Origin of the sequence: Arcanobacterium hippocoleae (assembly GCF_040360365.1) — a bacterium.
Taxonomy (GTDB): Bacteria; Actinomycetota; Actinomycetes; order Actinomycetales; family Actinomycetaceae; genus Arcanobacterium_A; species Arcanobacterium_A hippocoleae_A.
Genome location: NZ_CP136412.1, coordinates 1598311 through 1612029 on the forward strand (window position 1 = coordinate 1598311; position 13719 = coordinate 1612029).

The window sequence follows — 13719 nt, forward strand, 5'->3', positions numbered from 1 at the left end:
GTAAATTTTGAATCGCAGCAGTTCAGGCAGTAATTCGGGCGGAAGCTCATGGAGTAATTCAGGCAGAAGCGCCAACACCAACACCAGTTCAGGCGCCCAGACTTCGAATACTGGGCTTTCGAACACCCGTACCTCAAACACCAGTTCAAGCGCCCAGACCGCTAACACCCGGATCGCATCCAAAGATACCCTGGTAATCGGTTTTGCGCTTTTTGCAATGTTTTTCGGAGCCGGAAATCTGATTTTCCCGGTGATGGTTGGCGCTGACGCCGGTTCAAACGTCGTGATTGTAACTGTCGGGCTGCTGCTGACGAGCGTCGCGCTGCCGGTGTTGGGGATGATTGTGGCAGCTACCGAGAGTTCGGCGGAGACCGGCAATGGCGGGGTGCCGGCGCGGATTGGGAAAATTCCGGGTGCTGTTTTTACGCTGGTTGTGTTTCTCGCTACCGGAATGCTGTATGCGGTTCCGCGGGTGGCGACGGTCGCCTATGAAATGTCTGCTGCGCCGTTGACTGCCGGGCTGGGTTTGAGTTCCGGCTGGAAGCTTTTCATTTTTACGCTGGTTTTCTTTGCGTTAACAGTGTTTTTGTGCTTTCTCCATCGAGTGTGGTTGATCGGGTGGGGAAGTATCTTTCACCGGCGCTGCTTGTGTTTCTGGCGTTGTTGGTTTTTGCGGTGGCGTTTAAGATGCCGAATCTTGCGGATGTGCCGGGTGAGAAGTGGGCGAATGCACCGTTTGTTTCTGGTGTGATTGAGGGATATAACACGATGGATGCGCTCGCGACTTTTGTGTTTGGGGTGGTGATTGTCCATTCTTTGCAGAAGCTTGGTGCTGATACTCCGGTTCGGCGGGTGCGGGAGATGTCGAAAGTCGGTGTTGTGGCTGGGGTGTGTCTTGCACTGGTTTATATTGGTTTGACGGTGGTGGGAACTCGGCAGGCAGGTTTGGGTTTTCGGAATGGGGCTGAGCTGCTTGCTGCTGTTTCTGGTGCGGCGTTTGGTTCTGTGGGGCAGATAATTTTCTCGATAATCACGATTCTGGCGTGTTTAACGACGGCGATTGGTTTGCTTACTGCGTCTACGGAGTATTATCAGAAGCTGCTTCCGAGCGGTTCGTATGCGGTGCTGCTTGGGGTGCAGGTGCTGGTTTCGGTGGCGTTGGCGAATTTGGGTTTGAATCAGATTCTTGCGGTTGTTGGTCCGTTAATGCAGTTTGTGTATCCGGTGGCGATTACGTTGATTGCGTTGGCGTTAGTAGAGCAGGTGCTGCCGTTCCGGCTTGATTTTGCGTACAAGTTGGGAGCGGCTGCTGCTGCTGCGGTTTCGTTTTTGAAGCGGGCCGGATGGCAGCAGGGAGTGTTTTTGGTTTCATTTCGCCGGTGCTTGATTTGCTTCCGCTTTCCGGGATTCAGATGGCGTGGACGCTGCCGACTCTTGTGCTGATCGTGGTTGGTGCAGTGTTTGATCTGGCTGCACGGAAACAGGTGCGGGAGTAGAGTGCCGAAGCAGGCATAGAAGCGATCACAGAAGCGGGCACCGGAGCGGGTCCCGAAGCGGGTGCGGGAGTTGGCGCCGGCTTTTGTGCGGATCTTTTCCGGCGGGGAATATTTTTCGGTGAATGTGCCACGGAGTGTAATTTAGTTAACTTTCAATTAACTTTTGGGTTACAAGCTGTATTTACACAGTTTACAGACCCTATTTTTCCTTGAAAATAAGCCATTTTTCAAAATGTGATGTTTGCCATTGTGGGGTTGTAGACTGCCTTTTCAGGGAAAATAATTTGCGGGGGGGGTAATCTTATCGACGGTAATAGTTTAATATTCACTTTTTTGAAAGGATAGATTCGTGTCTATATCCCGTCCACGCAAGCTCGTTGCAGCGCTTGCAGTTTTCCCGCTGCTTTTTGCGGGATTCATTGGTGCTGCTAATGCGCAAACTGCCGGCCCTGGAGCAGCTAATACTGAAACACCAACCGGAGAATGGAATCAGCACCAGATTGACGTTGAGCGCAAAGGTTCAATCACTGTTCACAAGTACAAGAATCCGACAAAGGAACCAGGTAAACCTACTGGTAAAGAAATTATTTTTAAAGAGGGACTCGGCGAACCTCTGGATGGTGTCAAATTCAAAATCACTCCGGTGAAAAAATCTAACGGTAAAAAATACGATTTTACGAAAGACACCGACATCCTCGAAATTTCAAAATTACAGGCATCGGATATTGTTACCTTTTCAACCGGAGAATGGAAAGAGCCTAACCGTAAAGGCGGGAACACTAAAGAAGGTGTAACTAGAAGCGGCACTCATAAATTCGATCAGCTTCCGGTTGATGTCTATCTAGTGCAGGAAACTGAGTCTCCAGCAGGTACAATTCAGGCAGTTCCGTTCCTTGCAATTATCCCGACCACCGATCCGGAAAATCTCAACGAATGGATGTACGACTTAGAGGTTTATCCGAAGAATTACACCCTGGATGTTACCAAGAGTGTTAAGGATGCAGAGAAGCATGAGGGTGATGAAATCACCTATACTGTGAAGACCGACGTGCCAGTTGCCAAAGAAGATGAAGATATTAATTTCTACATTGTGAAAGATCAGCTGAACACCAACGGTGCAAACACTGGATATAATAAGGAATCCGTGAAGTCAGTAAAACTCATCAAAAAAGATGGTGGTCAAGAAAAGAAAAGCTTCACTTCTCAGAATAAGGACTACAACGTACAAATCTCTACAGGTGCAGACGGAGTTAGAAACCACGGATTGACTGTTGATTTCCAGCCGAAAGCTTTGAAAGAGATTTCAAAGCTTTCACGGAATAAGAAAGAACCGTTACAGGTTGAAGTCACGATTGCCCTGAAGATTTCCAAGGATGCTAACAAGAGCAAGGGAATTGTAAATACTGCAACACTTTTCACAAAGCCTTTCAACGACAGCAATCTTGTAAAGAAGCCGTCGCCGCCAGTCACTTCCTATTTCGGCAAGATTAAACTGGTAAAGCATGACGCGGATAAGAAAGGTCTGCGATTGCAAGGTGCTGCATTCGACATCTATCAGTGTACCCGTGAAGATGTGAGTAATGCACCGAAACTTGGGAAAAAGCTATTCGATGATCAACAGCATAGAAGATTTGTTACTGACCAAAACGGGGAAATCACTTTCCCAGTAGTACATGTGAATAATTTTGCGGATAATGCAGTTGTGAAAGATAGCCTGAAGAGTGGTTACTGCTTAGTGGAAACGGAAGCTCCAAAGGGTTACGAGCTACGTCAGGAACCAGTGTTCGTTAATGTTGCGAAGACTAACGCAAGCGGAGAAACAATCGAAGCCAAGGTAACCGTTCCGAACGTGAAGAGCTTCGTTCCGAAGCTGCCGCTCACCGGCGGCACCGGCATTGCAGCAATCATCCTGCTTGCCGGCGCAATTGTGGCAATCGCCCTGTTCTGGCTGCGCAAGCGCACCAGCGACAGCCAATAAGCACCCGCGGAAATCTCAGCCGCACCGCAAACATGCAGCTGAGATATTCCACCGCCAAATTTGTGCGGAGCTATTGTATTCAGCAATGGCTCCGCACACTGGCAGTGCGATTCCGGCAAAATCACAGCGTGCTGCGCGAAAATTGCCAATCGCCCGTTATTTCTTCCCGCCGTCCCCGCTCCCGGTATTCGTGCAGAAAATTGCCCGGAACACGGCACACTCCCGCCGTGCACGCTGCAAATCCTGCAAAACATGAATACAACAGCTTGAAACTCTAAAGGCAGCTCGTGACAATTTCTCCTCCTCAGCCCGTGCCAACCGCAGCTGCAGCGGTCAGCCGTCGGCAGCACGCCGGCGAGCCGCAAACCGCTGCGCAAAAACGCGGCACCGCAGATTGCTGTGCAAAAATCGGCGCACAAGAAACCGGCGCCGCAAAAACCAGCGCGGAAAAAATCCTGCACCGGAAACCGGCACAGCAAAAACAAACGGGCAGAAAAAACAGAAATCAGTACTCGCACCGCTGCTCTTCCTCGCCATCGGACTCGCAATCCTGCTTTATCCAGTGATTGCTTCCCAAATGAACAACTACGGGCAGCAAGTCGTGGTAGACAAATACCGCTCCCTGCTGCAAGACGTACCGCAAGCAGAACTTGATAAAGCCCTCGCCGCTGCCCGCACATACAACCAGACACTCAACTCCACCCCGGCATTGGAACCGTGGCCGGCGCGCGTCTCAGACGACAACCTCGCCTACAAAGAGTACGAAAAATACCTCACCGTATTTCCAATGATGGGTGTGCTGGAAGTGCCGAGTATCGGCGTAAACCTCCCCATCTACCACGGCACCACCGATGAAACGCTCGATAAAGGGATCGGGCACCTCTTCGGCACCCATCTCCCCGTCGGCGGAATCGGCACTCACGCTGTGCTCACCGGGCACACCGGGCTGCCCTACGCCACCATGCTCGACCGTCTGATCGACGTGAAAAAGGCGACCGCTTCTCCGTATTCGTCGCTGGCGAACGCCTAATGTATGAAGTCCGCGAAATTCAAGTGGTCCTCCCAGAAGACGTACACACACTCTATCCCGTAGCCGGAAAAGACCTCCTCACGCTCGTCACCTGCACCCCCTACGGAATCAACTCGCACCGGCTCGTCGTCACCGGAGAACGGATTCCGCTTCCGCCCGACGAGCAGACAGCCGCGCCGGAAGGCCCCGCGATTATCTGGCAAACATGGATGCTTGCAGTGCTCGGAGCTGCCGTGCTCTGCATTATCTATGCGGTGATTCGCGTCACCCGAAATCGGCGCCGGCAGAAGCAGAAAGGAACAGAAGCAGACAATGCTGGACAATAAAATGCTGCACACGGAAAAGCTGCACAAGAAGCAGCTGCAGCCGCAGCCGCGCACGGAAACGCAGCCGCGACCGCGCAAACACCTCCGGAAACGCGCTGCAGTGCTTTCTGCTGCCTTTGGAATCAGCTTCAGCATCTTCGGAATCAGCTTCGGCGGATTCGGTATTCCGGGTGCCGGCTTCGGCTTTGCTGGATCTGGCTTCGGCGGATTCGGCACAGCCCCGGCGTTTGCTGATTCAGGATCTAAGGCATTTGCCGAAACCAGTTCTGCAGTGCTCACAGAATCAGGTTCCGCGGCGCGCCTGGCGTCTGCAGAACTGGGTTCTGCGGTGCTCACAGAATCAGGTTCCGCAGTTTTTGCTCCAAACTGTGCGCCCGGAAAACCGGCTGTGCTCACCGTGCAGCGGGCAGCCAGCAATCCGTATGACGCCCAGCCGCGCGATACAAGCACCTGGCAGGTGCAAGTCCGCACCGTCAGCACCAATCCGGATGAGATTCGCGGAAAAAATCACGGCGAAAATCACTGGCAGGAATGGCTGAAAACACACGCTTCCGACTTGGGGAACCTCCCGCTTGCAGCGCAAGGAAAACTCACCGGTGAAAGCCTGAACTTTCGAAATCTTCCCGTCGGCGTATATGCGGTTACGGCAAGTTCCGATTCGCTCCAACACCGGCTGATCCGCCCAAGCCTTGTTTCAATCCCGAGTTACGACGCGGCCCGCGGATGCTGGAGCAATTCTGCCGAGACGGCGTTAAAAACCGTTTCCGACACTCCGCCCGCACCTCCCGTCGTGCCGCCTGCCCCGCCGGTACCGCCTACTCCGCCGGTACCGCCGATTCCGCCCCTGGTGCTCACCGGTTCGCAAGTGCTCGGCCTCGCAGCTGCTGCCGTCGGACTATTCGGCTTCGGCATAATCCTGCGCCGGAAACGGGAACAAGATTGATTCGCGGCAGCGGGCGCTGATGGCAGCGGGAAAATTCCGCCGGAAAGCGGCTGGTGCAATGCCTGCCGAAACTGCTCCCGCGATCAGCACTGCTTCCGCAATCAGCAGCAAAAACATAAAGATTTAGCAACAGCGATAGCTGCAGCGACTTAAAGACAGCGACAGCGACGTAACGAAGTTTAGAAAATATTTAAGGAAACAGATATGTACAGTAGGTCATGGTTGGGTTTCATCAAGCTTCCGATTGCCGTTTTCATCGCATTGGCGATGGCTGCGGGAATCATTGCTTCTGCGCCCGCGGCAGTCGCTGGATCGTGGACTTACACCAGCACGCATGAGTGGAGTTCAGAGACATATGTGTTTCCGCCGATTGAGCAGAGTTTTCCGCTGCAGCTGGGTGACTTTCAGCAGTCGCAGCAGCTTGCGGTGAAGAGTATTTCCAAAAACAATGGCGGTGCTGGCGGTGATAGCGCCGATAAGTGCGGGATTACAATCACCTGGGAATACACCGCGAATGTCACTGATGGTAAAGCGGTTGGCACTCTCGGGCTGGGGAAAGTGACCGATGTCCAGCGTTACTTCACGACCACGCAAGAATCCGGTTTAGGGCAGCCGACGATTACGGAAATCAAAAAAGACGGTCAGAAAATTTCCAATGGTGAAATTAACGGCGCAGGTGTGAACTCGGATCATATTTACTCTGTCAAGGATAAACGCAGCGGAGCAGAACAATTAAAGCCAGGTAAATACGTTTACACCATCACCACTCCGGTGGCTGCTCCGCGCCAACAGTATGTGCTGAATGTGCTGACGCAAGTGACCGGCAGCTACCCGCCGGGAACGGTACTTTCAATCAGCGGTAAACCGCAGATCGTGACCAAAAAACAGCAAATCACGGTGCCGTCGGCATTCGCCTACCCGCTGGACATGAACAGCCATGAAACGCTCTGGGAGTGTGCGGGCGATACCCCGCAAGTGAAGTCTTTTGCCGGCGACGGCGTGAACATTGCCGGCAGCTATGATCAGCATGATTCGACGAAGATTCAGTGGTCGTATTCTTATGTGAACAGCAGCGGTGAGCCGAAAGGCCACACGATTGCCTTAAATCTCGACCGCTCGCACCAGCTCACCGGGAAAAGCACGGTTTATTATTACAAGCCTGGCGAGAATGGCTATGAACTGGCGAGTCAAAATGCCGTGGAGGGTACGACGATTTCAGTTCCCGGTTTACAGCCGGGCTGGATGGTGCAGCTTGTAGCTGATACAAAAGTGAGTGACGAGTACTCCAGCCACACGCTTTCACAGGCGGCTCTCGCTGCGAAAAAGCAAATCTGGAAGTCCGGAAAATCTGGGATGACGGCGTTCAGGAAACTGAAAAGGTCGATACGCATTTTAATATCAGCTATCCCGCAGCTGCTGCCGGGAACGGGGCTGCGGATGCTGCAGCTGATGGGAACCGCGTCGTAAAAGAACTGACGATTAAAAAGGTGAAGCAAGCGCGATATTGCCGGCGCTGGACGTATTCGATTCTAACGGGCGCCGAATCCGCTACGAAGTTTCGGAGCAGCCAATCACCGGCATGGGGCTGTACAACCAGTTAGCCGACGAGCAGAACCTGCGCTACATTTTCTACAATGAGAAACGCACACCGGTAGACGAAACCCCGCAAGCTGAAAATCAGCAGTGTACAGGCGGTCAGACTTTCGGGGTAACTTCGCTGAATCTTTCTGATAAAGGCGGAGTCGGGCAGATGAACCAGTTTCTTTATACCAGTAATAGCTATGGTTGGGGCAGCAAACTTACCGGTACTTTCCAAATCCCGGCAAATGCCGGCGACGGCGATTACTTCACCCTGCGGATTCCGCCGGAACTCAAGCTTAATGCTGCGGTTAACTCGAATAATGCACTCGGGAGTTTAAATGCAAGTGTTAATGGGAGTCAGAAAGAAATCGGCAAATTTTATTTAACCGATTCGGACCTGATTACCTTTAAACTTAACAGTAACGCGCAGCACGATAAAACTTATTCTGGTGAGTTTAGTATTGGCTACAACATGGGGGAAAATAAACTCAAAAGAGTCAATGGGGTAGGTTACAAGCGGGGAGAACCATACAGCTGGGGCTTTGAGCCGGGATTCGGAGCTGCATATGACGAACGAAATCCTAAATCTACTAATTTTGAAAAGAAACTGCAGTTTCATACCGGATATGTTGGTTTGAATAATAGTGCGGTTCCGTGTACTTACACGCTGAACAAAAATGTCAGATTTCATTTTGAAGATGAAGAAATCTACAGCATGTTGAAAAATGCAAATAAGTACGTGATTGCGGAAACGCCAGATTCGCTCACATACCGTTTGGTTTTTAACGCTGCTGGAGGAAATTGGCTTCGAAATAAATGGTTTTATGACCGCCTTACTGATACCGTCGACCTCTATCATGGCAATACGCAAGGCGCGCTGCAGCAGGATTTGAAAATTTATCAGGGCAGTCCGCTGCGCTCCGGCGGTGTGGTTACCGAATCCTTAAAAGAACTTTGGCCGCAGAAAAGCCCGCAAGCTGAGCCAGGGCTAAATATTACTGAAGTGGTATTAAATAAAGTTGATTTCACTCGTAACGGGTATGTACAGGGCGATAAACCACTGCATTTCCATCACGAGTTTTATGCCGGCGTATCCGGGCACAAAAATCAAACCATCGTTTTTGATGTAAAAACCCGGAAAAAGGAACCAGCTGTAGATGGTTTCTACTATAACGAAGCGAATTTTTACGTCTCCGGCGGTTCATTCCAGTATGTGATTAACCATAACCGTTACCGTGCCACAATCGGAAAAGGCACCGCTAGATTCGGGAGCGCCTACGATGTGAGTTTCATGAAAGTGGATGAAAACGGAACTCCGATTAAGAGCGATCCGGCTTCGTTCTATTTGAAGTCCAAACAGAATGGGCTGTACAGTTCGAAAGCTGCTGCCGATAAGAACGGCGTTGTGACTTTTAAAGATGTTATTCCGCAAGGGAAACAGATAAATGGATCTGCGCATTCTAACGGTGAATACGAACTGGTGGAAATTAAAGCGCCGAATGGGTACCAGACTGCCGCAAAGATGGACGTCAAGATTACGCTTAATGGCAGCACTCCGCAGATTGAGTACAAGGGGCAAAAATACCCTGCCGTTTTCAGCGGTACAGATTTCAGCAAGCTGCTGAAAGTGGAGAACCAGCCGTTCCCGGCACTGCGGATTCAGAAAATCGACGCCGTTTCCCATGCCCCGCTGCCGGGTGCCGTGCTGAAACTAAGCGAATACGATTCTACAAAATATAAGTTCGGTGCAAGTGGAAATACAAACGAGCAAAAGGGCACGCTGCTGCGCACACTAATGCTCGGCTGTGAAAATCCAAAAACTGCTGATGTAAAGCAGTGCAAAAACTTGCAGGTCAGCGAATTCCGTGTACCGCAAACCCGTGCAGACCGGCTCTACGTATTTGAAGAAGCAGCAGCGCCTGCCGGTTATAGTAAGCTGGGCGAAAAAATTTATATCAAGGCTGTGAAAGACACACAAGCCATAAAGTTCGAACAGGTTAATGCACAAGGGCAGAAGCAGCAAGAACTTAAATTCGACGCAGCCACTGCCAGCTTCACTTATCAGCTTGCGAATAAGCGCACCAGCCGGATTCAATTCTTTAAGCAGGACGCTGCCGGCAACCCGATTGTAGATCCGAAAGCAAGATTCAAGCTTTATGTTAAGAATTCGAACGGTCCTGAAAATATCGCGCTCAGCAGCGGAGAAACCGTAAAAGCTAAGCCTTTTGGCAATGGCAGTGAAGTGAAAATTGATAAAGTAAACAATTTTTACTATACGTATGACAATAAGAATCTTGATGGCACATACTACTTGCTGGAGACAGTCGCTCCCACGGGAATGATTAAGCCAAAATTCCCCGTCGCCGTATTCCACGTGAAAAACAATGTGGTATATTCTGACACTGCGGATAATAAGGTCGTAATGAAAAACTACCCGCTCGGCAGGTTCAAAGTAACCAAGACCGATGATTCCGCGCAGCCGAAAAAGCTGGGTCAAGTCGGGTTTACGCTGTATCGGGATGCTAAGTTCAACGAATCCGTCGGCGGTGAAAAGAAAACTAATTCTGATGGCGTGCTTTACTTTACCGGCCTTGAATCCGGGACTTACTATCTGAAAGAAACTCATGCCCCGAGCGGACACAAGCCGGGACCAGTACTGAAAGTAGTAGTCAGCCCGGAGGGCAAACCCTTGTTGAACAGCCAGCCGGCAGTGCGAAAGCAGTTACCGTAACGGACGCGGGTGCAGCCGCCGGTGATCGGGCAAACCCGGCACTCGCCGGTGCCGTTCCGGTTGATTTAACCGGCAATCTCGGCACGCTGCAGCAAAACGATCCGAAATACAAGAACGGGAAAACCCAGCAGGTTACAAGCTATTCCAGCGTGCGGCCGGAAAAGAAAAACATTTTCTTGAACCAGAAAATCTCAGCGACCGAAACTCCAAACACCTATAAGGTGGACGCGGAGATCAGCGGTGAGGGGCTGGTGAACCAGTGCGCAGCTACCGATGTGCTAATCATGCTGGAACGCCGGACAAAAGGTAAATATATGTATGGCGATGGTGATTTCTACCGCAAGCAGATTAGCGAGAACATCATTAAACCGCTGCAAGAAAAGCTCCCTTCCGGTTCGCGAATCTCGGTGCGGGTGTGGGCAAATAATAAATTAAACAACGAAGTGATTCCGTTTACGGATATTGATAACGCAAATGTTTCGTTTATGCAGAATAGCGATAAGCTTGAACGGACAGAAGATTGGGATACTCGACATTTTGGGTACCCATCAAAAGAGGACAATGGATTTGGAAAAATTATCATAAATGCGATGAGAAGCGCGAAACCGGAAAATCGCAAAGTGGTAGTCAGCTACGCCGGGCATGGTGTGTATGATACTCGGCGTACGCAAATTTTTAAGTCTGGGTGGGATACTAATGAGCGTATTAATTTTGATGAGAGCATAACCAAAGTGTGGCTGCAAGCTGTTTTTAGTAACTACGAGTTCTACTCCTTTGAAGAAGCAAATGCGAAAGGGCGTACTACTCATAAAGACGGTACTCAAACGTTTGATGGAGATACTTCACTGCGCTATACCCCGCTCGGAGACGAATTCGCGACTTTAGGTGCCGCGCCATTCCGGATGCTTCGCGGCGCAGATTACTTCGAAGATTTGCCAGAGGCAGTGTCTTCCGGAGCATATAGCCAGCAATTGCGCACGCTTGCCAGCATGATTGGTTCCGAAAGCGGAGAATTAGAGATTAAACTGACGGATAATTTCGTCTTCGATACCGAAAAAACTCTGCAGCCCGGAACGCAGAAGATTATGTTCCAAGATGTTGGACTGCAGCATCCGGGTGGAGCTAATGACCCGGAAATCACATACGACGCTGCAACCGGCATGATAAAAGGAAAGAACTTCCGTGTGCCAGCGGTTGTGCGCGGGAGAGGGACACCGAGCATTACGTTCAGCTATTACGTGAAAGCGAAATCGCAAGATACCGGAATTGATTTCAATGAGTTCACGCCGATTAATAGTCTTGCGACATATTTTGCCGGAATGAACGGCGGCGGTCTGCAAACCCTGCCGATTCCGCAGGTGAAAATCCCAGGGGCGATTTATACCCTCAATCGGCAATGGGCTGATGGGGTCACTCCAGCTGATAAACAGCGCCAAACGCTGCTTTCACTAATCCGGAAAGACGCACGCGGAACTGCAGTAGTCCAAAGCAAGGTTTACAAATCTGAGCAGAACGCTGCATTCACGGCAGTACCGGTCTATAACGAAGACGGCGTAGCATACGAATACTCCGTCGTTGAAAACGGGCTGCCCGACTACCTCGGCACCGAAATGCGGTACAACAACCAAACCGGGCATAGCGGAATTAAAGGTGCTAGTGCTGCTCAAGAGATGAAAGCGCCGATTACGGTTTACGGATATCCGCTTCCCGTCGATTTCACTGTGCGCAAGCTCTGGGAGAATACCCCGAAAGACCAGCGCAAACCAGTGACCGTGCAGCTGCAAGGTAAAGTTAACGGGCAGAATGTAAACTTGGCCGATCTGGGTGTGAAAGAAACTTCGGTTCAGCTCACTGCTGAGCATAACTTCGCACACGTATTTACCGGTTTGCCGGCATTCAAAGATGGCGTGAAGATCAGCTACAGCGTAACCGAAACTCAGCTTGGCGGTGCGGCGGTAGATTCGAACGAATTCCAGACGCAGTATGCGTACGCCGGCACATTCGCTGCAATCACCAACATCAAGACCAGTGAGGTTACGGTGGTCAACGAGCGGCTCTACAACCTGAAAGTACTCAAGCGCGATTCCGACACGCAAAATCAAGGAAAGCTGAAAGCGAAATTCGAGCTGAAGCGCGTGGAGAATGGTGCTGCCGGTAAGCCGGCGAAAGAAGTTGCTGTGCAGAACGGCAGCGGGTACACACTGCAGGATAGCGGTGCGGACGGTTTGACGATTTCGGACCTTGCCGTCGGTACCTATAAGCTCTACGAGCTGGAAGCTCCGGAGGGATATCAGAAGCTCGACGGGCCTATCACAATCCAGATTGAAAAAGACGGCAAAGCTGCCGTGACCATGCCGCAGCAGCCGCCGGCAAATTCGGCTGGCGGTGCTGGTAGTGGTACTGCGGCTGGAGGTGCCGCGGGAACTGCTGGTGCTGTGGGCGGTGTTGGAACTGCGCCTGCTGGCAGCGGTGCTGCTGGTTCTGCGGCGGAAGCGTCGGGAATTAGCGTCGAGGAAACAACTTATGATCCTGACTCGCGTACAATCTCCTTGATTGTGCGGAATCATAAGACCGTCGAGATTCCAGGGCAGTTCCCGCTCACTGGCGGTGCCGGATTCTGGATTTTCATTGCGGTCGGCGGAGTGTTCGTGCTGCTTTCGCTGCTGTGGATGAATCGTTCACTTCGCCCGGCGCGGGTACGTGAATAGGTTTATTTTCGCGGCGCGGGTACGTGAGTTGATTTGCGTAGCAGGTGCATGAATAGGTTTATTTGTGTGCAGGTACGCGGACAGGTTTACACGGCTGTGTGAATAGTTTATTCGCACTTGCGGATTGCAGTGCTGCGCTGAAAATGGTGCAGCACTGTATTGAAAGTTTGGTGCAGTACTGCAGAATGCATGTAGTAATCGCGGGAGTTCCGTAACTGACGGCGGAACCCCCGCGATTTTCCGTAACTGGTGGCAAAGCTTGTGCTAGCACACGTAAGTGATGGCGGGATTAGTTTTGCCGGCTCTTCACATTTTTCTTGTGTTAGTGGAATAAAAAGCCGGTGGTTGTTTGGGTGGAAAGCGGTGTTTTTGCATAGATCAAGCCTGACCGCTATGCAAAAACACCGCTTGGAACCGGCCAAACTAGACCCAGCTAACGCAACTGACGGCAAAATTCCCGCGAGCATACGTAAGTGATGGCAGAATCGACTTTGACTCACGTAAGTAGCGGCATAATCCGTATTTTTCAACGTAACTGGTGGCAAAATCGGCAGTTTTGATTCCCGGCGGGAGAGCCGTCGTTATCGAGAGCCTGCGACTAGTACAAACGGAAAAACTTGGACCGCTTAATTTTCCGTATTTCCTGATTGTGTGTTGTTTAGATTGCTTTCGCCAATGCTTGACGGATAAATTCAGAGCGGGTTTGCTGCAATTTTTTGCTGCGCGATCAATCTCTTCGCATTTCTTGCGCGGAATCCGCACAGCGATAGTTACTAAATCATCTTGTGTGGTTTTTGGCCGCCCAACTGGACGCACAATCCACTCTCCGGATGTTCCCGGATAGTTTCCATGTTCTGCTTCTGCGGCAAGCTGTTCGAGTTCTGTGTCGGTGATGGTGGTTCCGTTTTTAAGTTTGTATTCCATGT

General features: G+C 51.0%; 6 protein-coding genes and 2 pseudogenes. 7 read left to right on the forward strand and 1 reads right to left on the reverse strand.

Annotation, left to right across the window (positions count from 1 at the left end; translation table 11 throughout):
- Window positions 1-217: 217 nt before the first annotated feature.
- From brnQ to RQN30_RS08370, 7 genes and pseudogenes are all read left to right on the forward strand, one after another.
- Window positions 218-1443 (forward strand): annotated as a pseudogene (gene brnQ / locus RQN30_RS08340) (branched-chain amino acid transport system II carrier protein).
- Between the two features lie 402 nt (window positions 1444-1845).
- The gene (locus RQN30_RS08345) at window positions 1846-3474 is read left to right on the forward strand and encodes a SpaH/EbpB family LPXTG-anchored major pilin (RefSeq protein ID WP_353060077.1); all 1629 of its coding nucleotides are present in this window, start codon (window positions 1846-1848) and stop codon (window positions 3472-3474) included.
- Between the two features lie 790 nt (window positions 3475-4264).
- Window positions 4265-4830 (forward strand): annotated as a pseudogene (locus RQN30_RS08350) (sortase).
- A complete protein-coding gene (locus tag RQN30_RS08355) occupies window positions 4817-5773 on the forward strand; it encodes a hypothetical protein (protein ID WP_353060078.1) in 957 nt (318 codons plus the stop codon). The pseudogene RQN30_RS08350 and the gene RQN30_RS08355 overlap by 14 nt, the downstream one beginning before the upstream one ends.
- Before the next feature lie 204 nt (window positions 5774-5977).
- Window positions 5978-7240 carry a hypothetical protein gene (locus tag RQN30_RS08360; RefSeq protein WP_353060079.1) on the forward strand — a complete coding sequence of 421 codons (1263 nt, stop codon included), beginning with the start codon at window positions 5978-5980 and terminating at the stop codon, window positions 7238-7240.
- A 37-nt stretch (window positions 7241-7277) separates the two neighbouring features.
- Window positions 7278-10085 (forward strand): MSCRAMM family protein, encoded by a 2808-nt coding sequence (locus RQN30_RS08365; protein WP_353060080.1) that lies wholly within the window; start codon window positions 7278-7280, stop codon window positions 10083-10085.
- Between the two features lie 176 nt (window positions 10086-10261).
- Window positions 10262-12793, forward strand: coding sequence for a Cna B-type domain-containing protein (locus RQN30_RS08370; RefSeq protein WP_353060081.1), 2532 nt, complete (start codon window positions 10262-10264; stop codon window positions 12791-12793).
- Window positions 12794-13216: 423 nt separating this feature from the next.
- On the opposite strand, the gene RQN30_RS08375 is transcribed toward RQN30_RS08370, so the two are convergent.
- Window positions 13217-13717 carry a hypothetical protein gene (locus tag RQN30_RS08375; RefSeq protein WP_353060082.1) on the reverse strand — a complete coding sequence of 167 codons (501 nt, stop codon included), beginning with the start codon at window positions 13715-13717 and terminating at the stop codon, window positions 13217-13219.
- Window positions 13718-13719 lie beyond the last annotated feature (2 nt).